This window comes from Curtobacterium sp. MCJR17_020 (assembly GCF_003234365.2).
GTDB lineage: Bacteria > Actinomycetota > Actinomycetes > Actinomycetales > Microbacteriaceae > Curtobacterium.
Genome location: NZ_CP126260.1, coordinates 2,693,680 through 2,718,004 on the forward strand (window position 1 = coordinate 2,693,680; position 24,325 = coordinate 2,718,004).

17 protein-coding genes, 1 tRNA gene and 1 other RNA gene are annotated in these 24,325 nt (G+C 71.5%); 6 read left to right on the forward strand and 13 right to left on the reverse strand.

Translation table 11 applies throughout. The features are described from left to right. Positions 1–19: 19 nt before the first annotated feature. From DEJ14_RS12640 to ffs, 4 genes are all read right to left on the reverse strand, one after another. Complete coding sequence (locus tag DEJ14_RS12640) at positions 20–1,285, reverse strand: aspartate kinase (protein WP_111084230.1); 1,266 nt, start codon at positions 1,283–1,285, stop codon at positions 20–22. Between the two features lie 116 nt (positions 1,286–1,401). Further along, positions 1,402–2,001, reverse strand: a complete 600-nt coding sequence (gene recR, locus DEJ14_RS12645) for a recombination mediator RecR (protein ID WP_111084231.1) — start codon at positions 1,999–2,001, stop codon at positions 1,402–1,404. Beyond that, positions 2,001–4,853: a DNA polymerase III subunit gamma and tau gene (locus DEJ14_RS12650; RefSeq protein WP_111084232.1), complete on the reverse strand. Its 2,853-nt coding sequence runs from the start codon at positions 4,851–4,853 to the stop codon at positions 2,001–2,003. The genes recR and DEJ14_RS12650 overlap by 1 nt, the downstream gene beginning before the upstream one ends. A gap of 283 nt (positions 4,854–5,136) precedes the next feature. Further along, positions 5,137–5,233: signal recognition particle sRNA small type (ffs, locus tag DEJ14_RS12655), an RNA gene on the reverse strand. Between the two features lie 37 nt (positions 5,234–5,270). Here ffs and DEJ14_RS12660 point away from each other — a divergent pair. Then, complete coding sequence (locus DEJ14_RS12660) at positions 5,271–5,945, forward strand: SDR family oxidoreductase (RefSeq protein WP_111084233.1); 675 nt, start codon at positions 5,271–5,273, stop codon at positions 5,943–5,945. Positions 5,946–6,092: 147 nt separating this feature from the next. Here DEJ14_RS12660 and DEJ14_RS12665 read toward each other — a convergent pair whose 3' ends face one another. Further along, the gene (locus DEJ14_RS12665) at positions 6,093–7,289 is read right to left on the reverse strand and encodes an acetate/propionate family kinase (protein WP_111084234.1); all 1,197 of its coding nucleotides are present in this window, start codon (positions 7,287–7,289) and stop codon (positions 6,093–6,095) included. Positions 7,290–7,355: 66 nt separating this feature from the next. Next, positions 7,356–9,464, reverse strand: coding sequence for a phosphate acetyltransferase (gene pta / locus DEJ14_RS12670; RefSeq protein WP_111084235.1), 2,109 nt, complete (start codon positions 9,462–9,464; stop codon positions 7,356–7,358). A gap of 121 nt (positions 9,465–9,585) precedes the next feature. Between pta and DEJ14_RS12675 the strand changes: the two genes are divergently transcribed. Then, positions 9,586–9,673: transfer RNA gene (locus DEJ14_RS12675), tRNA-Ser, on the forward strand. A 342-nt stretch (positions 9,674–10,015) separates the two neighbouring features. Further along, a complete protein-coding gene (locus tag DEJ14_RS12680; protein ID WP_146249684.1) occupies positions 10,016–10,660 on the forward strand; it encodes a hypothetical protein in 645 nt (214 codons plus the stop codon). A gap of 19 nt (positions 10,661–10,679) precedes the next feature. Here the strand turns inward: DEJ14_RS12680 and DEJ14_RS12685 are convergent, their stop codons facing one another. Further along, positions 10,680–12,686, reverse strand: a complete 2,007-nt coding sequence (locus DEJ14_RS12685) for a helicase HerA-like domain-containing protein (RefSeq protein WP_111084237.1) — start codon at positions 12,684–12,686, stop codon at positions 10,680–10,682. 64 nt (positions 12,687–12,750) lie between these two features. Beyond that, the gene (locus DEJ14_RS12690) at positions 12,751–14,007 is read right to left on the reverse strand and encodes a multidrug effflux MFS transporter (RefSeq protein WP_111084464.1); all 1,257 of its coding nucleotides are present in this window, start codon (positions 14,005–14,007) and stop codon (positions 12,751–12,753) included. Between the two features lie 225 nt (positions 14,008–14,232). On the opposite strand from DEJ14_RS12690, the gene DEJ14_RS12695 reads away from it, so the two are divergent. After that, positions 14,233–14,814, forward strand: coding sequence for a TetR/AcrR family transcriptional regulator (locus DEJ14_RS12695; RefSeq protein WP_181437420.1), 582 nt, complete (start codon positions 14,233–14,235; stop codon positions 14,812–14,814). 33 nt (positions 14,815–14,847) lie between these two features. Here the strand turns inward: DEJ14_RS12695 and DEJ14_RS12700 are convergent, their stop codons facing one another. The 5 genes from DEJ14_RS12700 to DEJ14_RS12720 all read right to left on the reverse strand — a co-directional run bounded on the left by DEJ14_RS12700 (position 14,848) and on the right by DEJ14_RS12720 (position 21,531). Then, positions 14,848–15,420: a substrate-binding domain-containing protein gene (locus DEJ14_RS12700; RefSeq protein ID WP_111084239.1), complete on the reverse strand. Its 573-nt coding sequence runs from the start codon at positions 15,418–15,420 to the stop codon at positions 14,848–14,850. A 30-nt stretch (positions 15,421–15,450) separates the two neighbouring features. Then, a complete protein-coding gene (locus DEJ14_RS12705; protein ID WP_111084240.1) occupies positions 15,451–16,851 on the reverse strand; it encodes an MFS transporter in 1,401 nt (466 codons plus the stop codon). A gap of 90 nt (positions 16,852–16,941) precedes the next feature. Further along, positions 16,942–18,087 carry a cystathionine gamma-synthase gene (locus DEJ14_RS12710; RefSeq protein ID WP_111084241.1) on the reverse strand — a complete coding sequence of 382 codons (1,146 nt, stop codon included), beginning with the start codon at positions 18,085–18,087 and terminating at the stop codon, positions 16,942–16,944. Positions 18,088–18,101: 14 nt separating this feature from the next. Then, complete coding sequence (locus DEJ14_RS12715; RefSeq protein WP_111084242.1) at positions 18,102–19,466, reverse strand: cystathionine beta-synthase; 1,365 nt, start codon at positions 19,464–19,466, stop codon at positions 18,102–18,104. Between the two features lie 181 nt (positions 19,467–19,647). Beyond that, positions 19,648–21,531: an ABC transporter ATP-binding protein gene (locus tag DEJ14_RS12720; RefSeq protein WP_258373182.1), complete on the reverse strand. Its 1,884-nt coding sequence runs from the start codon at positions 21,529–21,531 to the stop codon at positions 19,648–19,650. A gap of 141 nt (positions 21,532–21,672) precedes the next feature. Between DEJ14_RS12720 and DEJ14_RS12725 the strand changes: the two genes are divergently transcribed. Both DEJ14_RS12725 and DEJ14_RS12730 read left to right on the forward strand, forming a co-directional pair. Next, complete coding sequence (locus DEJ14_RS12725) at positions 21,673–23,097, forward strand: amino acid permease (RefSeq protein WP_111084243.1); 1,425 nt, start codon at positions 21,673–21,675, stop codon at positions 23,095–23,097. A 188-nt stretch (positions 23,098–23,285) separates the two neighbouring features. Further along, the gene (locus tag DEJ14_RS12730) at positions 23,286–24,206 is read left to right on the forward strand and encodes a hypothetical protein (protein ID WP_111084244.1); all 921 of its coding nucleotides are present in this window, start codon (positions 23,286–23,288) and stop codon (positions 24,204–24,206) included. Positions 24,207–24,325 lie beyond the last annotated feature (119 nt).

Here is a 24,325-nt window from a genome sequence, read left to right on the forward strand (position 1 = left end):
TTCAGCGGGTCAGCGTGGGTCAGCGGCCGGTGCCGGCGTAGACGACGGCTTCGGCGTCGGCGTCGAGGTCGAACGCGCTGTGCACGACCCGCATCGCCTCGTTGAGGGTGTCGGCGCGGGTGACGACCGAGATGCGGATCTCCGAGGTGGAGATCATCTCGATGTTGATCGACGCGTCGTGCAGCGCGCGGAAGAGCTTCGCCGAGACGCCGGCGTTGGTGCGCATGCCGGCACCGACCAGGGCGAGCTTGCCGATCTGGTCGTCGTACTGGATGCTCTCGTAGCCGATGTCGGACTTCGCGACCTCGAGCGCCGTGAGCACGGTCTGGCCCTGGTCCTTCGGCAGGGTGAACGAGATGTCCGTCCGCCCGGTCGACGCCGCCGACACGTTCTGGACGATCATGTCGATGTTCGCCCCGGCGCGTGCGACGTTGGTGAAGATCTCGGCGGCCTTGCCCGGCTGGTCCGGGACGCCCACGACGGTGATCTTCCCCTCGGAGAGGTCTCCGGCGATCCCGGTGATGATCGGTTCTTCCACGGTTTCCCCCTCGGCAGGGTTGTAGACGATGGTGCCCTCGGTGTTGTTGAACGAGGACCGGACGTGCAGGGTGACGCCGTGCCGGCGGGCGTACTCGACGGCACGGATGTAGAGGACCTTGGCGCCGGACGCCGCGAGTTCGAGCATCTCCTCGCTCGTGATGCGGTCGACCTTGCGGGCCTTCGGCACGACACGAGGGTCGGCGGTGAAGATGCCGTCGACGTCGGTGTAGATCTCGCAGACGTCGGCGTCGAGCGCGGCCGCGAGCGCGACGGCGGTCGTGTCCGAGCCGCCCCGGCCGAGCGTGGTGATCTCGCCCGTCGTGCGGTTGAACCCCTGGAACCCCGCGACGATGGCGACGTGGCCGGAGTCGAGCGCCTCGCGCACGCGCTTCGGGGTGACGTCGACGATGCGCGCCTTGCCGTGCTGCGCGTCGGTGAGCATGCCCGCCTGGCTGCCGGTGTAGGACGAGGCTTCGACCCCGAGGCTCTTGATCGCCATCGCGAGCAGCGCCATCGAGATGCGCTCCCCCGCGGTCAGGAGCATGTCGAGTTCACGGCCGGCGGGGATCGGGGTGACCGAGTGCGCCAGGTCGACGAGTTCGTCGGTGGTGTCACCCATCGCCGACACCGCCACGACGACGTCGTTGCCGGCCTTCTTCGTCTCGACGATCCGCTTCGCCACGCGCTTGATGCTCTCGGCGTCCGCGACGGAGGATCCACCGAACTTCTGCACGATCAAGGCCACTGGCTGGTACTCCCGGAGACGGCGACACCGCGAGGTCACGCGGTCTCACAATGGTAGTCGGTGTTTCGAGGATGTTGCGTGCGAGCCGCCCCACACGCAACGATCCTGCGTGGGGCTCAGCCGCCGACGACGCGACGGCCCTCGAACGCACGGCCGAGCGTGACCTCGTCGGCGTACTCGAGGTCGCCGCCGACCGGCAGGCCCGAGGCCAGCCGGGTCGTCCGGATGCCCATCGGGACGAGCAGCCGGCTCAGGTAGGTCGCCGTCGCCTCGCCCTCGAGGTTGGGGTCGGTCGCGATGATGACCTCTTCGACCGTGCCGTCGGCCAGGCGCGTCATGAGCTGCTGGATCCGCAGGTCGTCCGGGCCGATGCCGTCGATCGGGCTGATCGCGCCACCGAGCACGTGGTAGAGCCCGCGGAACTCACGGGTGCGCTCGATCGCCGCGACGTCCTTCGCCTCTTCCACCACGCAGATCGTGGCCGGCGAGCGGCGCGGGTCGCGGCAGATGCTGCACTGGACGTTCTCGGTGACGTTGCCGCAGATCTCGCAGAAGCGCACGCGCTCCTTGACGTCCGCCAGCAGCTCGGACAGCCGCGACGGGTCGAACGACTCGGTCTGCAGGATGTGGAACGCGATGCGCTGCGCCGACTTCGGGCCGATGCCCGGCAGGCGACCGAACTCGTCGATGAGGTCCTGGACGATCCCGTCGTACATCAGGCACCGTCCTGGTGGAGAGCGGTCTCCTCGATGAACTGGGCGTTGAGGATCTCACGCACGACGGCCTCGCCGTAGCGACCGGCGACCGGCGCACGACGTGCCGGTGGTGCGGTCCGCGGCGCGGCCGGCGGAGCGGTCTGCGCGCGCGGGGCGGCCGGCGCCTGCGCGGGCGCTGCGGCGGATCGGCCGTGACCGGGGTCCGGGAACGGCGCGCCGTCGTCGTACGGTTCGTCGTCCAGCGGGTAGTCGTCGACGGGCACGCCCGGTACGACGGGTCCTCCGGGAGGCGCGGCGACCGTCGACGACGACGCCTGCGGTCCGCCGTCGGTCGGCTGCACCCCCTGCGGTGCGGTGGCACCGGCGGGTTGCGCGGGAGCCTCGGACCGGGGCTGCTGCGGGTCGACGGACTCGGCCGGGGCGACGGGCGCGGCGGCCGGAGCGGTGCCGAAGGGTGCCGCCCAGCCGGGTTCGACGGACTCGGGCACGGCGTCGGCGGTGGGGTCGCTGGCGGGGATCGTCGCGACCGCCCAGTCGGTGACAGGGGCGCCGGACGGTGCGGGCGCCTGCGCAGGAGCGGGTGCCTGCTTCGGAGCGGGTGCCGACGCAGCAGCGGGAGCCGGCGCCTGCTCGGCAGCCGGTGCCTGCCCGGGAGCGGGTGCCGATGCCGATGCCGGGGCGGGTGCCTGCGCCGGACGGGGCTCCGTCTCGGTGGCGGCGGGAACGGACTCTGGCGCCGATGCCGCGGCTTCGGGTGCCGCCGTCGTGGCGGGCGCTGCGGAGGCGGCGGCCTCGGCAGCGGCGACCGGAGCGGCCCCGGTGGCTGCAGCAGCCTCGGAGGCCGGGGCCGACGTCGGAGCGGGCGCGGCGGACTGCGGCGCCGCCGATGGCTGCGGCTGCGGCTGTGCAGCGGGCTGGCCCGCCGGCGCCGGACGGCCGGCCGGGGCGGACGGCTGCTGCGTGGGAGCCGGGGTGCGCTGTTGCCCCGGGCCCCCGGGACCACGGGCGACGAACTTCACGCGGAGCCCGATGACGTCCATGATCGCGGCGCGGAGCAGTTCGCTCACACTGGCCGAGGGGTCGGACATCTCCTTGAACGAGGCGACGTCCTGCTGGCTCGGGAAGGTCAGGGTCAGGACGTCGTCGCGCAGCGCGGTCACCTGTGCGGTGACGACCACCGACCACGCCGACCGCTTGGCGTGCTGCACGTGCTCGACGATCTGCGGCCAGGCGTCGCGCATCTGCTGGAAGCCCACGGCGCCGACGGTCCGGACCGCCGGCTCGTCACCGATCGTCGTGCCCTGGCCCGTGGACGAAGCACTGACGGGTGACGAAGCACTGACGGGTGACGAGGCGCTGACCGGTTCGGTGGTCGGGGTGGTCGGGGTGGTCGGAGCAGCGGGCTCGGGAGCGCTCGGGACGGCTGCGGCCCAGGAGGCTGCGGCATCACGTGCCGCACTGCCGGCGTCGGACTGCGCCGCCGGAGCCGGGTTCGCCGGCGCCGCGGCGGGAGCCTGCTGCGCCGCCGGGGCCTGCTGGGCGGCGGGGACCTGCTGCGCGGCGGGCTCCTGCCGACGCGGTGCCGCAGCCGACGACGGGGCCGGTGCGGCCGCCGTGCTGGTGGCGGCCGGCTGGGTCGCCCCCTGCGCCGCGACCGCGCCGGACGGTGCCTGGTGTCCGCCGGCGTCCCCGACACCGACGCGGCGCTCGAGCCGCTCGACCCGGGCGAGGGCACCGCGCTGGGTGTCGTCGGCCTCGGGCACGAGCATGCGCGCCGTCATGAGCTCGAGGTGCAGCCGGGGCGAGGTCGCTCCGGTCATGTCCGTCAGCGCCTTGTTCGCGATGTCCGCGCCACGGGACAGCCCGGTGGCACCGAAGACGCCGGCCTGGCGGGTCATGGTGTCGAGCTCGTCCGGCGAGACACCGCGCAGGACCGCTGCGGCGCTCTCGTTCGTCGCCGCGACGACGATCAGGTCGCGCAGCCGCTCGAGCAGGTCCTCGACGAACCGACGCGGGTCCTGACCGGTCTGCACGACCCGATCGATCGCAGCGAAGGCGGAGGCCGGGTCGGCCACGGCGAGGGCGTCCACGACGTCGTCGAGCAGCGCGGCGTCGGTGTAGCCGAGCAGGGCGACCGCGCGTTCGTAGGCGATCGCGCCGTCTTCGCTGCCGGCGATGAGCTGGTCGAGCAGGGACAGGGTGTCGCGGACGGAACCGCCGCCGGCGCGCACGACCAGGGGCAGGACGCCGGGTGCGACCGTCACGGACTCCTGCGTGCAGAGCTGCTCGATGTACTCGAGCATGACGGCGGGCGGCACGAGCCGGAACGGGTAGTGGTGGGTGCGCGACCGGATGGTGCCGATGACCTTCTCCGGCTCGGTCGTCGCGAAGATGAACTTGACGTGCTCCGGCGGTTCTTCGACCAGCTTGAGCAGCGCGTTGAACCCCTGCGGGGTGACCATGTGCGCTTCGTCGAGGATGAAGATCTTGTAGCGGTCGCGCGCGGGGGCGAACACGGCGCGGTCACGGAGGTCTCGCGCGTCGTCGACACCGTTGTGGCTCGCGGCGTCGATCTCGATGACGTCGAGCGAACCGCTGCCGTCGCGGGCGAGCTCGACACAGCTCGGGCAGACGCCGCACGGGGTGTCGGTCGGCCCCTCGGCACAGTTGAGGCACCGCGCCAGGATGCGGGCCGAGGTCGTCTTGCCGCAGCCGCGCGGGCCACTGAACAGGTAGGCGTGGTTGACGCGGTTGGTGCGGAGCGCCGTGCGGAGCGGGTCGGTGACCTGCGACTGCCCGATGAGCTCGGCGAAGTTCTCGGGCCGGTAACGGCGATACAGGGCGGTGACCACGCGACCAGGGTAGCCGGGACGACCGACACCCGCGTGCCCCTCCACAGGTCCACGGGCACTGGACCGGACCGCCTGCGCGGGCTGGGCCGAGCGCACGGACGGCACCGCGCCTCCCGGCCGACACGGGGTCGGACAGGAGGCGCGGTGCGGGACGCTGCTCGGGCTCAGCCGCGGCTGCAGCGGCGGGCACCCTTGGGCAAGGCGGGAGAGCCCAGCAGGCAGAGGAAGACGCCCCACGCACCCGCGCAGGAGACGGACACAGCCCGGCTCCCCCTGCGGAGACAGAAAAGACTCCCCACGCACCCGCCAGAGCCCGGCTACCCTTGCTGCGTTTCCGCCCTGGGGGAGTTCACCTGGATGGCGTCACGTGAGGAGCCGCCGACAACTCTACCGGATGCGACCGGGCAGGATTGACACATGAAGATCGCCATCGCCGGAGGACACGGCCAGATCGCACTGCTCCTCGCCCGCCAGATCACCGACGCCGGACACGACGCCGTCGCGATCGTCCGCAACCCCGCACACGTCGCCGACGTGGAGCAGCAGGGCGCCGCGGCGATCGTCGCGGACCTCGAACAGCTCGGCGACGACGACCTGGCACTGCGCCTCCGGGGGGTCGACGCCGTGGTGTTCGCCGCCGGCGCCGGGCCGAACAGCGGTGCGGAGCGCAAGCTCACCGTCGACCGGGACGGCGCGATCCTGCTCGCGGATGCCGCGGAGCGCGCCGGCATCGACCGGTACGTGATGGTGTCGGCGATGGCGGCGGACACCTACGACCCGGAGGCCGCGGTGGTCCCCGCGAAGGACGACGCCGCCGTGTTCCAGGTCTACCTCCGGGCGAAGGCCGAGGCCGACGCGAACCTGCGCGCCCGACGGCTGCGGTGGACGATCGTGCGTCCGGGTGGCCTGCTCGACACCCCACCGCAGGGGACGGTCGACGTCGGGCGCACCGTCCCGCGTGGCTCGATCCCCCGTGCCGACGTCGCCACGGTCGTGCTGCACGCGCTGCTCGACGATTCGGCGGTCGGGGTCCAGTTCGAGGTCACGAGCGGCAACACGCCGATCCCCGCGGCCCTCGACGCCCTGTCCTGACCCGCGCCCCGCACAGCACCCCGCACAGCGCCCCTCGCACCGTGCGAGCCTCCTCGCTCCCCGTGCGAGGTTCCGTACACCGTGCCCGCACCGCGACCTCGCACCTTGTCCGCAACCCCGCACCAAAGCAGGACAGCGCGCAGCGCGTCAGAGCGCGACCGCAGCCGACTGCCGGGCGATCTCGAGTTCCTCGTTCGTCGGGATCACGAGCACCGCGACACGTGACGTGTCCGAGGAGATGAGCCGGGCCTCCCGGGATCCGAGCTCGTTGCGGTCCGCGTCGATCTCGATGCCCAGGTGCTCGAGCCCGGCGAGCACGCGCCGGCGCAGCAGCGCGTTGTTCTCGCCGACGCCGGCGGTGAAGACCACCGCGTCGAGCCCGCCGAGCTGCGCGGTGTACGCGCCGACGTAGCGACGGATGCGGTGGCGGTACACGGCGAGCGCCGCCTCGGCGACCTCGTCGCCGTTGAGGGCGGCGTCCTGGACGTCGCGCATGTCGCCGTTGCCGGTCAGGCCGAGCAGCCCGGACTGCTTGTTGAGCATGGTGTCGAGCTCGTCGAAGGACAGCCCGGCCTCGCGGTGCAGGTGCAGCAGGACGGCGGGGTCGAGGTCGCCGGAACGGGTGCCCATGACGAGGCCCTCGAGCGGCGTGAGGCCCATCGACGTCTCGATCGACTTCCCGCCGTCGATCGCTGCGGCCGAGGCACCGTTTCCCAGGTGCAGCACGATGGTCTTCAGCTCGGACAGCGGGCGGTCGAGGAAGACGGCGGCCTGCTCGGACACGTACTTGTGGCTCGTACCGTGCATGCCGTAGCGGCGGATGGAGTACTTCGCGGCCAGGTCGGCGGGGATCGCGTAGGTGTACGCGTGCGTCGGCATGGTCTGGTGGAACGCGGTGTCGAACACGGCGACGTGCGGGACGTCGGAGAACACCTGCTTCGCGGCCCGGATCCCCTCGAGGTTCGCCGGGTTGTGCAGCGGCGCGAGGCTGTTCAGTGCCTCGATCTGTCGTTCGACGTCGTCCGTCACCACCGTCGCGCGGTCGAAGGTGGTGCCGCCGTGCACGACGCGGTGGCCGACGACGGCCGGCGGGTGCTCGTCGAACGACGGGCCGACCTTGGCGAACGCGTCGATCATCGCCTGGAACCCGGCGGCGTGGTCCGGCACGGACGCGGCGTCGTTCGACGACGACTCCCCGGTCAGCGCGTTGGTGTGCTTCCACGCGCCGGCCGACTCGCCGATGCGCTCCACGAGCCCGGAGGCGAGCGTGCGCTCCCCCTCGAATTCGATGAGCTGGTACTTGAACGAACTCGATCCGGAGTTCACGACGAGGGCTGCGGTCACGGGTGGTGTCGCTTTCTGCTCATGGCCTGGTCGGCCGGACGGGAGGCGCGGTGTGCGTCGCGCAGGTCAGGCCGCGTCGGACGCGGTGCCGGCCTGGATCGCGGTGATCGCGACGGTGTTCACGATGTCGCTGACGAGAGCGCCGCGGGACAGGTCGTTGATCGGCTTGCGCAGTCCCTGCAGGACCGGCCCGATGGCGACCGCGCCGGCGGAGCGCTGCACGGCCTTGTAGGTGTTGTTGCCCGTGTTGAGGTCCGGGAAGATGAAGACGGTCGCCTTGCCGGCCACCGGTGAGTCCGGCATCTTCGTGCTCGCGACCGTCGGGTCGGCAGCGGCGTCGTACTGGATCGGGCCCTCGACGAGCAGGTCGGGACGGCGTTCGCGGACGAACGCGGTACCGGCGCGGACCTTGTCGACGTCGGCGCCGGTGCCGCTGTCGCCGGTCGAGTAGCTGAGCATCGCGACGCGCGGGTCGATGCCGAACTGGGTCGCCGTCTCGGCCGACGAGATCGCGATGTCGGCGAGCTGCTCGCTCGTCGGGTCCGGGATCACCGCGCAGTCGCCGTAGACCAGGACGCGGTCGGCGAGCGCCATCAGGAACACGCTCGACACGATCGAGGTGTCGGGACGGGTCTTGATGATCTCGAAGGACGGCCGGATGGTGTGCGCCGTGGTGTGCTTCGCACCGGAGACCATGCCGTCGGCGAGCCCGAGCTGCACCATCATCGTGCCGAAGTACGAGACGTCGGTCACGGTGTCGCGCGCGAGCTCGATCGACATGCCCTTGTGCGCCCGGAGGCGGGTGTACTCCTCGGCGAAGCGTTCGCGGAGCTCGGGGTCGAACGGCGACACGAGCTGGGCGGCTTCGAGGTCGAGTCCGAGCTCGGTCGCGCGGGAGCGGATCGCGGCGGGGACACCGAGGATCGTCAGCTCGCAGACCTGGCGGGCGAGCAGCGTCGACGCCGCGCGGAGGATGCGGTCGTCCTCGCCCTCGGGCAGCACGATGTGCTTGCCGTACCCCCGTGCCCGGTCGAGCAGGCCGTGCTCGAACATGAGCGGCGTGACGACGCCGGACGGCGTGAGCTGCAGACGGTCGCGCAGGGACTCGGCGTCGACGTGCTGCTCGAACAGGGCGAGCGCGAGGTCGGCCTTGCGGGGCGAGTCCGCCGCCAGGCGCCCGCGGGTCTGCGTGATGCGGAGGGCGGTGTCGTACGTGCCCAGGTCGTTCTGCGCGATCGGCAGTGAGCTCGACAGGCCCTCGAGCAGCCGGGAGATCTGCGGTGCGGTCTCGAACCCGCCGTTCAGGATGACGCCGGCCAGGCTCGGGAACGTGTCCGACTGGTTCGCCAGCAGGGTCGCGATGAGCACATCGCTGCGGTCACCCGGGACCACGACGATGCCGCCCTCGATCAGGCGGGGCAGGACGTTCTCCATGCTCATGCCGGCGACGACGGTGCCGAGTGCCTCGCGGTCGAGCAGGGCGTCGTCCCCGCGCACCAGGGTCGCGTCGGTCGCCTGCAGCAGCGCACGGACGGTCGGGGCGACGAGGACGCGGTCCTCCGGGATCGCCCACACCGGCACGTCCGGGTGGTCGTCGTGCACGGCCTGCTCGACACTCGCCACGATGGCGGCGAGGGCCTCCGGGTCGGCGCGGTTCACGACGACACCGAACAGCTGCGCGTGCGCCGCCCGCAGCTCGCTCGTCGTGACGTCCGCGACCTGCGCCATCCCCTCGGGCGTGCGGGCACCGCGCTCGGCTGCGTCACGACCGCCGAGGACGAGGAGCACCGGGGCGCCGAGGTTCGCGGCGACCTTCGCGTTGAACGACAGCTCGGTGGGGCTGCCGACGTCGGTGTAGTCGGACCCGAGCACGACCACCGCGTCGCACTGCCGCTCCACCTGGGCGAAGCGGTTCACGATGGTGCCGAGCGCTGCGTCCGGATCCGCGTGGACGTCGTCGTAGGTGACCCCCACGGCGTCGTCGTACGAGATCCCGACCGCGGTGTGCTGCAGCAGCAGTTCGAGCACGTAGTCGGGTTCGGCGACCGAGCGGGCGACGGGGCGGAACACGCCGACGCGGCCGACGGAGCGCGCGAGGGTCTCGAGGACACCGAGGGCGACGGTGCTCTTGCCCGTGTGCCCTTCTGCTGACGTGATGTAGATGCGGGTCGACACGCGCCCCAGGGTAGTCGTCGGACATGTCACGACAACTGGGAGCACCGCCCTCGACGACACACGGTCGTGAGCACCCGGCAGAACCTGTACCATTGGGTGTCGCCGTCGCGAGACAGCGCAAGGAGAATTCGCCTAGTGGCCTATGGCGCACGCTTGGAAAGCGTGTTGGGTGCAAGCCCTCGGGGGTTCGAATCCCCCATTCTCCGCCAGCAGCAGTTGGGTGCGCGCGCAGCACCCAACTGCGGGGTTCGAATCCCCCGTTCTCCGCCGAGCAAGCCCCGCACTCCGGTGCGGGGCTTTCTTCGTTCGCGGCGTTCCTCGTCGCCGGTCCCCCACGCGGCGGACTCACCTGTCCCCTGTCCGCCAAGGACTGGCCGTCAAACGCCGATCCGGGGTGGAACGGGCTGTCCCCGGTCCCCGTCGTTCACCTATGCTTGCCGGAGCGGACGACTCCGGGACGAGTCGACCGCGGTGCATCGAGCGGCAGGGGCGTCGCTCGCAGGGCGGCCGATTCGGCGTGCCCGGGAGACCCGAGGGTTCAGGAGACGCGCATGGGGGAAATGACGGTGCCAGCGACGCCACACCTGCGCGCCACCGTGTACGACGTCGTCCTCCGCCCCCGCCGTTCCCTGGTCCGCTCGACCGCGCTGAGCATCGTGTTCTCGGCCGTACCGCTCGCCGTCGCCCTGGTCTGGGTGTCGTTCCCGTTCCGGACGTGGGCGATGGTCGCGACCGTGGTCGTCGCGCTGGCGGTCCTCGTCGGCGTCGTCTTCGTCCGACTGAGCACGGCGTACATCGGCATCGACCCCGACGGCCTGACGATCCGGGGCGTGGTCACCGCGCACCGCCGGATCCCCCGTGACCGCGTGCACAGCCTGGTGCTCGCCACCACCTACGGCAGCTCGGTCGACCGCACCATGCGCGAGCTCGTGGCGTTCGACGCGACGGGCGCGCACCTGTTCCGCATCCGTGCCGACGTGTGGGGCGACGACGGGCTCGCCCAGGTCGTCGACGCCCTGGGCGTCCAGGTGACGGAAGAGGCACGTCCGGTCTCGGCCCGGGTCTTCGCGAAGCGCTACCCGTCGAGCCGCGCCTGGTACGAACAGCGGCCGGCCTACCTGTTCGTCGGCGGCGTGGCAGCACTCGTCGTCCTGGGTCTGCTCGTCGTCGAGTTCACCGGCCTGCTCGGTCGCTGACGCTCGGAGCTGCTGGACGTCACCGACGTCGGCGCAGCGTCGAGAAGATCCCTTGCACGACCTCCTTCGCGATCGTGCCGCCGAGCCGTGAACCGAGCAGGTCCGACAGCGGGTCGTCCGCCTTCCGTGAGGTCGTCGTCCGCGTGCTCCGCCCCGACCGGCCCGAACGCCACGACGCCGCAGCCCGCTCGGCCTTCTCGAACTCGCGCTGCGTCCGCTCGTACTCCTTCTGCGCAGCAGCCCGCTCGCGTTCCTCCTGCTTGGCCTGCGCCGCGGCCTCCTTGGCCGCGGTCGCCGCAACACGCGCCGCTTCCTTCTCGGCCTCGGCCGCCGCGAGCGCTGCGTCCTTCTGCGCGTCCGTCGCAGCGGCCTCGGCAGCGGCTGCCTCCATCCGGCGCGCGAGCATCTCGTGCGCCGAGTCCGGATCCACCCGCGTGCCGTACGTCGCGAGCAACGGCGATGCCTGCACCCGCGACTGCATCTCGGCAGCGGGCATCGGGTCCATCGACCCCTGCGGCGCGCGCAACCGGGTCCACGCGACCGGCGTCGGCGCACCCTTCTCGTTCATGACGGTGACGATCGCCTCGCCGGTCGCCAGCGAGGTCAGCACCTCACCCAGGTCGTAGTCGCTCGACGGGTAGGTCGACACCGTCGCCCGGAGCGCCTTCGCGTCGTCGGGGGTGTGCGCCCGCAGCTGGTGCTGGATGCGCGACCCGAGCTGCGCCAGGACGTCGTTCGGCACGTCCTTCGGGGTCTGGGTCACGAAGAAGATCCCGACGCCCTTCGACCGGATCAACCGCACGGTCCGCACGATCTGGTCCGTGAAGTCCTTCGATGCCCCGCTGAACAGCAGGTGCGCCTCGTCGAAGAAGAACACCAGCTTCGGCTTGTCCTGGTCGCCCACCTCTGGCAGTTCGTTGAACAGGTCGGCCAGCAACCACATCAGGAACGTCGAGAAGACCTCGGGCTGGTCCTGCACGCCCGGGACCTCGAGCAGGCTGACGATCCCCCGGCCGTCCGCCGCCGTGCGTAGGAACACCTGCGTGTCGATCTCGGGCTCGCCGAAGAACTGGTCGGCACCCTTGTCGGCGAACGTGATGAGCTCGCGCAGGATGACCCCGGCGGTCTGCTTCGACAGACCACCGAGCTCGGCGAGTTCGCCCTTGCCCTGGTCGCCCGACAGGAACGTCAGCACGCTCCGCAGGTCGGCCAGGTCGACGAGCGGCAACCCGGCCTGCTCGGCGTAGTGGAACACCAGTCCGAGCGACGATTCCTGGGTGTCGTTCAGCCCGAGCACCTTCGACAGCAGCAACGGCCCGAACCCGGACACCGTCGCGCGGATCGGTACGCCCGTGCCCTGACCACCGAGCGAGAAGAGCTCCGCCTGGCTCGCGACGCCCTGCCACTGCTGGCCGATCCCCGCGGTGCGCGCGAGCAGCTTCTCGTTCCCCTGCCCGACCACCGCGAGCCCCGACAGGTCGCCCTTGATGTCGGCCGCGAAGACCGGCACGCCGTTCGCCGCGATCTGTTCGGCCAGGACCTGCAGCGTGCGGGTCTTGCCGGTGCCGGTCGCGCCGGCGACCAGCCCGTGCCGGTTCAGCATGCCGAGCGGGATCCGGACCTGGACGTCCGGCTGCGCCTCGCCGTTCACCAGGGCGCCGAGTTCGAGCGCCTGCCCCTCGACGGTGTAGCCGGTGCGGATCGCGGCGACGGCGTCCGGTCCCAGCGGGCCCGCTCCGCCGCTGACGGGAGGCACGGTGCCGGCAGCCGGGGCGGGCTCCGGAGCCGGTGGGGTGGCGGAGGCGGGCTCCGCGTCGGGGGCGAGCCGGGCCTCCTGTCCGGAGGGTGCCGGGGACTCGGCGACCGCCGGTTCGGCGTCCGGCGTGAGTGCTGATGTTCGTGCCGCGAGCGCGGCCGCGAGCTCCTCGGCCCGCTGCACGGCTTCGTCGGCCAGCCGGCGTGCCTCGTCCGCTGCCTGCTTGGCGGCCTCGGCCGCTGCCCGTGCCTGCTCCACCGCGTCGCTCATGGGCACAGCCTATGGACGCGCGGGGGCCGCTGTCCGGCTGTTCCGGGCAGCTGTGGAGAACCCGTCAGTGCGTGAGCTCGGGGACCGTCCGGGGCCGCACCACGAACCACAGGATCAGGATGGCCATCACCGACGTCGAGGCCATCACGATCGCCATCGGGGTCGCGGTCGTGATGCCGAGCCAACCCACGATCGGCGAGATCAGGCCGGCGACGCCGAAGTTCAGGGCGCCGAGCAGCGACGCCGCAGTGCCGGCCTCCTTGCCGTGCGCGGCCAGGCCGATGACCTGGACGAGGGGGAACGAGAACCCGCACGCCGCGATGAAGAACCACAGGGGCACGAGCACGCCCACGAGCCCCGCACCGAGCTGGTCGAGCACGATGATCGCGATCGACGCCAGGAACAGGGTCGCCGTCGAGCACGCCAGGATCCACTGCGGCCCGACGCGCTGCGCCAACCGCGCTGAGATCTGCACGCCGAGGACGACGCCCACCGAGTTCACCGCGAAGAGCAGCCCGTACTGCTGGGCGTCGAGTCCGTAGACACCCTGGAACAGGAACGGCGACGAGCTGAGGTACGAGAACAACCCGCTGAACACCATCGCCCCGATGAGCGCGACCCCCACGAAGATCCGGTCGGAGAACAGCGCCTTGTACCGCTGACCGATCGTGGAGTGCCCGGCCTCGCGGCGACGGGCCGGCGGCAGGGTCTCGACGATGAGCAGGATCGACGCGATCACCACGGCCAGGCCGTAGCAGGCGAGGAAGACGAAGATGCCGCGCCAGCTGGTGAACTGGAGCATCTGCGAGCCGATGAGCGGCGCGAGGATCGGCGCCAGCCCGTTCACCATCGCCAGGCGGGACAGCATCCGGACGAGCGGCTTGCCGCCGAACAGGTCGCGGACGGTGGCCATCGCGACGACACCGCCGGCGGCCGCACCCATGCCCTGGAGCACGCGGAACACCGCGAGGAGCTCGATGTCGGGAGCGGTCGCCGCACCGATCGACGCGGCGATGTGCACCGTCGTCGCGATGATGAGCGGCAGCCGGCGGCCGACCTTGTCGCTCCACGGACCGACGAGCAGCTGCCCGAACGCGAACCCGAGCGTCGTCGCCGTGAGCGTCAGCTGCACGGCGCCGTCGGTGACGCCGAACTGTTCCTTGATGGCCGGGAACGCCGGCAGGTACAGGTCGATCGTGAACGGCCCGAGCGCCGTCAGGGCACCCAGGACGAAGACGTAGACGAGTCGCTGCCCACGGGAGAGGGAGTCTCCGGGGTGCAGGACGACCCGGAGCGAACCGGTGGTGGCGGGCGCGGTCACGAGCAGGAGTCCTTCGGCGGTGAGGGGCGGGGAGGTGATCGCGGCGTCGATCGAATCGATTCGTCCGCGGAACCATCCTACGGGCCGACGGAACACTCCCGACGCCGTCGGCACGGATTGCCCGCGTGTTGCCACCCGCCGTCCGCGTGCCGATCCCGCGCCATGCGGTACCGTCGGACTGCTCGGGGGCCTCCGGGTGAACCGGATCAGAAGGGGGTGGGCGTCATGGTGGATGCCCGGATCCTGCACACGACCGCCGCCCTGCGCGAAGCGATCCTGCGACTGGCGGCCGACCGCCCCGTCTCCGAGATCACCGTCGCGGACGTCACCCGTGCCGCCGGCATCAACCGCGCGACGTTCTACTCGCACGCGGTCTCCCCCGGATCGCTGCTCGCCGACGTGCTGACGCCGGAGCTCGACCGCATCCGGCAGGACGACGCCGACGACCGACGGGCCGCAGCCGCCCGCGGGGCCGACGCAGCCGAGCTCGCGACCATCACGCGGCGGGGCATCAACGCGGTCGTCGAGCACGTGACCACCCACCGCGACATCTACGCCAAGGCACTGCCGGACCCGAACGACGCGTCACTGCACCGGCTGCTCGTGGGCCACTTCACCGAGTCGAGCGCCCTGCACATCCGCGAACTCGACGCCGCCCGCCGCCCGGAACTCCTCGACGACGTGGCCGCCGGCTACGTCGCGCAGGGCTTCGTCGGGGCGATCGAGGCCTGGCTCGCCGGGCCCCGACGGTCGCGGAAGGCGCTGGTCGAGACGATCACGCTGTCGTTCCCGGCCTGGTGGAGCTGAGCTGCAGCTCGACGCCGCGCTGATCGGCTCGGCTCACTCGGCGTCGGTCGTGTCGCCGTCGCTCGGCTCGGTCTCCGGCTTCTCGCCGCGCTGCAACGACCGCACCACCTCGACGGCGGTGGCCGACAGGTCCGCGTCGTCGGCACTTGCTGGCACCCGGTAGTCGGCGGACACGCCGTCGCCCCCCGTACCGCTCGCCGGCAGCGGATCGCCAAGGGACACCACCACGACACCGGCGTCGTGCGCGGTCTGGATCACCCCGGTGAGCGCAGACGGCCGAGCCGCGTGCACGAGCAGGGCCTTGGCGCCCTTGCGGACGAGCTGGGCGACCGCGGTCCGCTGGGACGCCGCCGCACCCGACGCGGGTGCGACCCGGACGTCGGGACGGAAGCCGGCGTCGGACAGGCCGGTGCGCAGGTCTTCGCCCAGGGCCGTGTCGTCGTGGACCAGCACGACGCCGATCACGGCCTGCTTGTCGAACCCGCCGTCGGAGCTGGTCAGGTCCGTGCTCTGCACCGGCGTGGGCGCAGCGGACGTCGTGCCCTGGCAGCCGGCCAACGCGAGGGCGGCCGTCAGGACGACGGCTGCAGCGACGATGCGCACCACGGGGTCTCCTCTTCGGTCCGGTCTGCCACGCTACCCGGCTGCGGGGTCCGGCGACGCCGACGACACCGGCGCGGGGACGGGTCCGAGCCGCCGGACCGCGGCGATCGCCAGTGCGGCGAAGCAGATCATCGCCGCGAAGACCAGGGGGAAGGACACCGTGCCCTCGGCGCCGCCGGTCGCGGTGAACAGCAGCCCGGTGACGGCCAGGCCGATGACGCTGCCCGCGGCGTCGGCGATGGTGAGCGCCGAGCTCGCGAACCCGTCGTCGCCTTCACCCGAGAACCGCAGCGTGAGCATCGACGTCCGCGGGTAGATGGCCCCCATGCCCGCGCCGCCGACGAACCAGCCGGCGACGAGCACCAGCCACGGCAGGTCGAGCGTCGCCACCGCGAAGGCCGCCAGCAGGCTCACCAGGACGAGCACGAGGCCGACCCCGAAGGTCCGACGAGCGGTCAGGCGCTGCTCCCCCAGCCGACCGTGCGCCCAGCTCGAGGCCGCCCAGCTGAGCGCGGCGACGGTCAGCGCGAGCCCCGCTGCCGATGCGGACAGGCCGTGCTTCGCCTGCAGCAGGAACGGCACGTACGCCTCGCTGCCGAAGAACGACGCCGCCACGAGCCCGCGCAGCAGCACCACCGAGGGCAGTCCGGCGGCGGCGCGGAAGGTGCCCGCCGGCAGCAGCGGCCTCAGTGCGAACCACGAGCCGACCAGGCCGACCACGACCGCGGCCACCATCCCCCACGGGGTCAGGTCCGGCGCGACGTTGAGCAGCAGGATCGACACGGCCGCGGCGACCGACCACCCGATCCGGATCCGCTGCCACGGTGGCCGCAGCTCGACCGCCGGTGCCTGCAGCCGTCCGAGCGTCGGCACGAGCACGGTGAACGCTCCGACGGCGATCACGAGCGCCCCCGCGAAGACCCAGTGCCAGTTCCACGTGTCGGTGACGATGCCGGCGATCGCCGGGCCGATGAGCGCCGGGACCACCCAGGCGGCCGCGAACCCGGCGAACACCGGTCCGTGCAGCTCGGCGGGGAAGATCCGGGCCACGAGCACGTACAGCACGACGTCGATCGCGCCGGCGCCGAAGCCCTCGACCAGTCGACCGACCAGGAAGACCTCCATCGTCGGCGCGAGCATGACCACGGCGGTCCCGACGGCGAACAGCAGCGCGGAGACCCAGGCGACGATCCGGCCGCCGGCGCGGTCCGTCCAGTTGCCAGCGAGCACCATGCCGGGCACCCCGGCCGCGAGCGGTGCCGCGAAGGCCAGGGCGTACAGGGCCTCGCCGTCCAGGTCGCGACTGATCACCGGCATGATCGTCGTCATCGCCAGGTTCTGGAACGCCGCGACGCCCACGATGGCGACCATGCCGATCGTCGCGAGGGCGTACCGGCCGCTCAGCAGGCCCGTCCTCGTCGCCGTGGTGCTCACCCGCTCATCGTAGGGGCGAGGGGCGACACCGCCGACGTCGCGGGGCGCGGACCACGCGCGATGCGCGTCAGCGCCTGCTGCAGGTCCGCCTCAGCGCGTCAGCGCCTGCTGCAGATCCGCGATCAGGTCGCCCGCGTCCTCGATGCCGACGGACAGCCGCACCACGTTCTCGGGCACCGCGAGCTCCGTGCCCTTCACCGAGGCGTGGGTCATCTCGCTCGGGTACCCGATGAGCGACTCCACACCCCCGAGCGACTCGGCCAGCGCGAACAGCTCCGTGGACTCCGCGAAGCGGCGGGCCGCGTCCGGTCCGCCGGACAGTGCGACGGACAGCATCCCGCCGAACCCGCGCATCTGGCGGGCCGCGACGTCGTGCCCCGGGTGGTCGGTGAGCCCCGGGTAGTAGACGCGCTCGATGCCCGGCGCGGCGACGAGCGCCTCGGCGACGGCCTGCGCGTTCGCGGAGTGCCGCTCCATCCGGACCGCCAGGGTCTTGATGCCGCGGGTGGTCAGGAAGGCGTCGAACGGCGACGAGATCGCACCGGCGCCGAACTGCAGGAACTGCACCTTCGCCGCGAGCTCCTGGTCGGCGAGCACGACGGCCCCACCGACGACGTCGGAGTGGCCACCCAGGTACTTCGTCGTCGAGTACACGACGACGTCGGCCCCGAGCGACAAGGGCTGCTGCAGGTACGGCGACGCGAAGGTGTTGTCCACGACGACGAGTGCACCGGCCTCGTGCCCGAGGGTCGCGAGTCCGGCGATGTCGGCGATCTTCATGAGCGGGTTGGTCGGCGTCTCGACCCAGAGCACGGTGTCCTCGGGAGCGCCCTGCAGCGCGGCCCGGACCTGGTCGAGCTCGCTCATGTCGACGACGACGAGCTCGACGCCCCACGGCACGTGCAGTCGGCTGACCAGACGGTGGGTCCCGCCGTAGACGTCGTTCCCCATCACGACGCGGGCCCCGGGGCGGAGCGCCGCCCGGAGCAGGGCGTCCTCGGCTGCGAGACCGGACGCGAACGAGTACGCGGCCACGCCGCCGTCCAGGTCGGCGAGCAGCGTCTGCAGGGAGTCGCGCGTCGGGTTGCCGGCGCGGGAGTACTCGTAGCCGTTCCGCATCCCACCGATGCCGTCCTGCACGTAGGTGGACGTCAGGTGGATCGGCGGGATGACCGCGCCGGTGGGGCCGTCGGGCTCCTGGCCGGCGTGGACGGCGCGGGTGCTGAACTCGGTCATGCTGGCTGCGTTCCTTACTCGGAGAGGTAGGTCAGGAGATCGTGGCGGGTCAGGACCGTGACCGGCTTGCCGTCCTCGACGACGAGCAGGGCGTCCACCGACTCGAGGGCCCGGCGCGCTGCGGACACGGACTCGCCCACGCCGATCAACGGGAGCGGCTCGCCCACGAAGCCGGTCAGGGCGTCCGTCATCTTCGCGGCACCGGTGAAGACCTGTTCGAGCAGGTCCTTCTCGGCGACGGCCCCGATGACCTCGCCGATGACGACCGGCGGTTCCGCGCTGAGCACGGGCATCTGGGACACCCCGTACTTGGTCATGATGTCGACGACCTCGCGCACGGTGTCCGCCGGGTGCGCGTGCACCAGGTCGGGCAGACGGCCGTCCTTGCCGGCGATGAGCGACCCGACGGTGCGGGCCTCGTCGGTCTCGGCGAAGCCGTACGAGCGCATCCACCGGTCGTTGAAGATCTTGCCGAGGTAGCCGCGACCGCCGTCGGGCAGCAGCACCACGACGACGTCGTCCTCGGTCAGGTCGCGGGCGGCCCGCAGCGCTGCGACGACCGCCATCCCGCTGGACCCGCCCACGAGCAGGCCCTCTTCCCGCGCCAGGCGGCGGGTCATCGCGAACGAGTCGGCGTCCGACACCGCGATGATCTCGTCCGGCACCTCGGGGTCGTACGCGGTCGGCCAGAAGTCCTCGCCCACACCCTCGACCAGGTACGGCCGGCCGGTGCCGCCGGAGTAGACCGAGCCCTCGGGGTCGGCCCCCACGATGCGGACACGACCGTCGGACGCCTCCTTCAGGAAGCGCCCGGTGCCCGAGATGGTGCCACCCGTCCCGACGCCCGCGACGAAGTGGGTGATCTGCTGCTCGGTGTCGCGCCAGATCTCCGGACCGGTGGTCTCGTAGTGGCTGCGGGGGCCGTTCGGGTTCGCGTACTGGTTCGGCTTGTAGGCGCCGGGGATCTCGCGGACGAGCCGGTCGGACACCGAGTAGTACGACTCCGGGTGCTCGGGCGGCACCGCGGTCGGCGTGACGACGATCTCGGCGCCGTACGCCGTCAGGACGTTGCGCTTGTCCTCGCCGACCTTGTCCGGCAGCACGAACACGCACCGGTAACCGCGCTGCTGGGCGACGAGGGCCAGCCCGACCCCGGTGTTGCCCGACGTGGGTTCGACGATCGTCCCGCCTGGCCGGAGGTCACCAGAGGCCTCGGCAGCATCGATGATGCGCGTGGCGATGCGGTCCTTCGACGACCCGCCGGGGTTGAGGTACTCCACCTTCACCAGGACGGTCGCGCGCACCCCCTCGGTGACCCGGTTGAGCTTGACGAGCGGGGTGTCACCGACGAGGTCGACCACGGAGTTCGCGTAACGCACGGGCCCGAGTCTAGGACGCCGACACCGCGTTCTGCTGGGTCGTGACGTGCGCCTCGCCCTGGTCGTGTCTCGTGTCGGACGGGAGGCCCGTGGCGGGGCCGCCACGGGCCTCCCGTCCGGTCTGGGGGCGCGTGTCCGATCGGCGCGCCCGCCCGCAGGTCGGTGGCCGTGATCGGCGGGGTCAGCGGCCGACGGCGTCCGCCGGGGTGTTCTGCTGCCGGTGCAGGAGCGCGTAGGTGCCGTCCAGCGCGAGGAGTTCGTCGTGCGTCCCCTGCTCGACGATCCGCCCGTGGTCGAGCACGAAGATGACGTCGGCGTCCCGGATCGTCGACAGCCGGTGCGCGATCGAGATGGTGGTGCGCCCCGCGGCGGCAGTGTCGAGCGCGGTCTGCACCACGCGTTCCGAGATCGAGTCCAGCGCGCTCGTGGCCTCGTCGAGCACCAGCACCGGCGGGTCCTTCAGGAGCACCCTGGCGATCGCGATCCGCTGCTTCTCGCCCCCGGACAGCCGGTACCCGCGCTCCCCCACGACGGTGTCGTAGCCGTCCGGGAACGAGGCGATCGTGTCGTGGATGTTCGCCGCCCGAGCCGCCCGTTCGACCTCGTCGTCGGTGGCGTCCGGCTTGGCGTAGCGCAGGTTGTCGCCGATCGTCGCGTGGAAGAGGTACGTCTCCTGGCTGACGATCCCCACGTGGCGCATGAGGTCCTCGTGCACGAGGTCGCGGACGTCCTGTCCGGCGAACCGCACGGAGCCCTCGGTCGCCTCGTACAACCGTGGCACCAGGTACGACACGGTCGTCTTGCCCGCGCCCGACGGACCGACGAAGGCGGCGAACTGGCCGGGCCGGAGCTCGAACGAGACCCCGCGGAGCGTCGGCTTGTCGGCCTCGCCGTCGGGGTACGTGAACGTCACGTCGTCGAAGGCGACGTGACCGACCATCGTGTCGTCGACGGGCTTCGCGGTGGGCGAGTCCGTGATCGCGGGCTTCAGGTCGAAGTACTCGAAGATGCGGGCGAACAGCGCTCCGGAGGTCTGCAGGTCGAGCACCACCCGGAGCAGTCCGACCGTCGGGAACAGCAGGCGCGACTGCACCGTCGTGAACGCCACGATGGTGCCGGCGGTGATCGGGACGTCGCCGATGATCAGCCAGGCTGCGACGAGGTAGATGATCGCCGGGATGATCGACAGGAAGATCTGCACGATCGCGAAGAACCACTGTCCGGACATCTGCTGGCGGACCTGCAGCTGGATCTGGTTGCGGTTCTCGTCACCGTAGCGGCGGGTCTCACTGCGCTGCTGGTTGAAGCTCTTGGCCAGCAGGATGCCGGAGACGCTCAGTGCCTCTTGCGTGATCGCCGTCATGTCGGACAGCGACTCCTGCGTCTGCCCGGCGATGCGGGCACGGACCTGCCCGACCCGACGCTGCGCGATGACGAGCAACGGGAGCAGCACGACCGCGACCAGGGTCATCTGCCAGCTCAGCAGCAGCATCGCGACGATCGCGGCGATGACCGTGACGGTGTTGCCGAGCACCGACGAGATCGTGTTGTTGAGCACGCTCGCGACGCCGCCGACGTCGTTCTGCAGGCGGGACTGGATCACGCCGGTCTTGGTGCGGGTGAAGAACGCGAGCTCCATGCGCTGCAGGTGCCCGAACAGACGCATCCGCATGGCGCCCATGACCTTGTTGCCGACCGTCGCCGTCAGGTACGTCTGCCAGACGCCCACTCCGGCGCTCGCGATCCAGAGGAACACCATCGCCGACACGAGCTCGACCAGCACCGGGACGTCGGGGCTGCCGGAGGGTGGGAACAGGCCGCGGTCGAACGCCTGCTGCGTCAACAGCGGCGGGATCACGGAGATCGCCGCGCCGATCAGCACGAGGACGACCGTCAGGATGATCGACCTGCGGTGCGGGACGAACAGCCCGGCGATCCGCTTCACCAGGTGCGGGATCTTCGGCGCTTCGGCGTTGGCGGCCTTCTGCGCACGGAAGTCACCGCTGGAGATCCGGCCGCCGCCGCGCGGACCACCGCCCCCGCGCATCCCGCCGCCCATGCTCATGCAGCAACCGTATCCCCGCGGTCGGACATCGGCGCGCGCTCGATCACCGCCGTTCCGCGGTGCAGTCTGACGGCCGTATTTGACCCCGTTCAGGGGGCGTGCGAGCATGTGCCGTCCCCGCCCCCGCACCACCGAGGTCCCATGACGTCCGCGCCGTCCCGTCCCACGTCCCTCCGCCAGCAGCTCGCCCGCCGCAAGCCGATCGAGCAACTGCAGTCCGAGGCAGCCGTCGGCGTCAACGGCGAACCGCTCCGCCGGTCGCTCGGTGTCTGGCACCTGACGATGATCAGTGTCGGCGCGACCCTCGGTACCGGCATCCTGGTGGTGCTCGGCACGGCCGTGCCGCTCGCGGGCCCGGCCGTGTGGATCTCCTTCGTCGTCGCCGGGATCGCGGCCCTGCTCTCGGCGCTGTCCTACGCCGAGATGGCCGGAGCCGTCCCGACCTCGGGGTCGAGCTACTCCTACACCTACGCCACGATGGGCGAGGGCATCGCCTGGGTCTGCGGGTGGTGCCTCGTCCTCGAGTACGCCGTCTCGGTGGCAGCGGTCGCGGTCGGCGCGAGCGAGTACGTCGACGAGACCCTGCGTGTGTTCGGGCTGCACCTGCCGACGGCACTGTCCGCGCCCCCGGGGGACGGCGGCGTCGTGAACCTGCCGGCGGCCGTCCTGGTCCTGCTCGCCACCGTGGTCCTGATCCCCGGAGCCCGCGAGAGCGCCTGGGTGAACACCGTCATGGTCGTCGTGAAGATCGCACTCCTCGTGTTCTTCGTGGTCGTCGCCTTCACGGCCTTCCAGGCGCAGAACTTCGAACCGCTCGCACCGATGGGTGCCGCCGGGGTGACCGCTGCGGCCTCCAGGCTCTTCTTCTCGTACATCGGTTTCGACGCCGCCTCCACCGCCGGCGAAGAGGCGAAGAACCCCCGCCGCGACCTCCCCCGGGCGATCATCGGTTCGATCGCGCTCATCACGGCGCTGTACATCCTCGTCGCCATCGCCGCGATCGGTGCCCGTTCGTGGACCGACTTCTCGTCCTCCGAGGCCTCGCTCGTCCGCATCGTGGTCGATGTCACGGGTCAGCCCCTCGTCGCGCTGGTGTTCTCGATCGGCGCGGTCGTCGCGATCGCGAGCGTCGTGCTGACGGTGCTCTACGGCCAGACCCGGATCCTGCTCACCATGGCCCGCGACGGCCTGGTCCCGAAGGTCTTCGGTCGGGTCTCGCGGCGCACCGGTACCCCCATCGCGAACACGTTGATCATCGGCATCGCGGTCACGATCGTCGCCGCCCTGGTCCCCCTGGGCGAGCTCGCCGACGCCACCAGCATCGGCACCCTCGTGGCGTTCGCGCTCGTCAACGTGTCGGTCATCGTGCTCCGTCGCTCGCAGCCCGACCTCGAGCGCTCGTACCGCGTCCCGCTGTTCCCCGTCGTGCCGATCCTCGGTGCCCTGAGCTGCGTCCTCCTGGCGGTGTTCCTCGGCGCGACGACGTGGATCGCCTTCGGCATCTGGATGGTCGTCGGCGCCGTGCTCTACCTGGCCTACGGCCGCCGTCACAGCACCTTGCGCTGACCGCCCGGCCCGCCCCGAGACTCGGTTTGAGCGACACTTCTCGCGCTCAGGCACGCGAGAAGTGTCGTTCACCGCGAGTATCGCGGGGGCAGCACCGAGTCTCGTCCACATTCCCCCGCCACGAAGAACTCTCCACAGGCCGGCTCGCGCGGAGCACCTGACGGACGTCGGGCCGCGAGGCTCCAGCCATGACGACCGAACGAACGCGCCTTCTCCGAGCGACGAGTCTCGACCCGACCGGATCCCGCTTGCTCCAGCGGCGACACCGCGCGGGCCAGCTCGTCCGGATCACCGATGGCGTCTACGTCGACGCGCAGGTCTGGCGGGAGGTCAGCAGCACCGAACAACACCTCCTGATCGCACGCGCTCTGGCGCCGCAGCTCCGTGACGACGCTGCCTTCTCCCACCTGACGGCCGCGATCGCGTACGGCTGGCCACTCATCGGTTCTCCCCCGCAACGCGTCCACGTGACCGACGGTGCAACGCGCAAGACGGAACACCGAGCCCACCTCGTGCGGCACGCTGGTCCTCCGGAGACCGGCACGAGGCCGTCTTCGTTCGCCGGCGTGCGGCTCACCAGTGCGCTGCGCACCGCTGTCGACCTCGCCACGACCCTCGAGCCGTCCGTGGCGGCGGTGGCGATCGACGACGCGGTTCGCCGAGGAACGCTCTCGGTCGAAGACTTCGAGGCAGCACTCCCAATGCGCCCCAGACGCGGATCCGTCAGGTGCCGAACCGTCTACGAGGCGCTCGACCCGCTGCACGAGTCGGTCGGAGAGTCGTACGCGGCGGTACGGATGGTCGAACTCGGGTTCCCTCGTCCGGCCGCGCAGCACGAGTTCCGGCACGCGAGCGGCGCAGTGGACCGGGTCGACTTCTGGTTCGAGGACACCGGCGTCGTCGTCGAGTTCGACGGCAAGCAGAAGTACACCGATCGGGGAATGCTCGCTGGCCGCGCCCCGGGTGATGCCGTCTGGCACGAGAAGGTCCGAGAGGACCGGATCCGTTCGGTACCCGGGGTCCGGAGTGTCGTCCGTCCGACCTGGTGGCATCTCGTCGATCCTGACCGACTCCGCGCCCTGTTCCGCCAGCACAGGATCATCGTCTGATCCCCCGAGTCTCGGGCCCGGCAGATCGAGACTCGGCGTGAGCGACTGATCTCGGCTTCTTCGTCGCGAGAAGTGTCGCTCACCCCGAGTCTCGGGCCACGCACGCACGCACCACACCC

Bases quoted from the DNA above. Each gene is read 5' to 3' on its own strand.
- DEJ14_RS12660 (WP_111084233.1), top strand. From the start codon at position 5,271: ATGAAGATCGCCATCGCCGGAGGACACGGCCAGATCGCACTGCTCCTC.
- DEJ14_RS12710 (WP_111084241.1), bottom strand. From the start codon at position 18,087: ATGACCGAGTTCAGCACCCGCGCCGTCCACGCCGGCCAGGAGCCCGAC.
- DEJ14_RS12730 (WP_111084244.1), top strand. From the start codon at position 23,286: ATGACGACCGAACGAACGCGCCTTCTCCGAGCGACGAGTCTCGACCCG.
- recR (WP_111084231.1), bottom strand. From the start codon at position 2,001: ATGTACGACGGGATCGTCCAGGACCTCATCGACGAGTTCGGTCGCCTG.
- DEJ14_RS12685 (WP_111084237.1), bottom strand. From the start codon at position 12,686: ATGAGCGACGCGGTGGAGCAGGCACGGGCAGCGGCCGAGGCCGCCAAG.
- DEJ14_RS12725 (WP_111084243.1), top strand. From the start codon at position 21,673: ATGACGTCCGCGCCGTCCCGTCCCACGTCCCTCCGCCAGCAGCTCGCC.
- DEJ14_RS12695 (WP_181437420.1), top strand. From the start codon at position 14,233: ATGGTGGATGCCCGGATCCTGCACACGACCGCCGCCCTGCGCGAAGCG.
- DEJ14_RS12720 (WP_258373182.1), bottom strand. From the start codon at position 21,531: ATGAGCATGGGCGGCGGGATGCGCGGGGGCGGTGGTCCGCGCGGCGGC.
- DEJ14_RS12680 (WP_146249684.1), top strand. From the start codon at position 10,016: ATGGGGGAAATGACGGTGCCAGCGACGCCACACCTGCGCGCCACCGTG.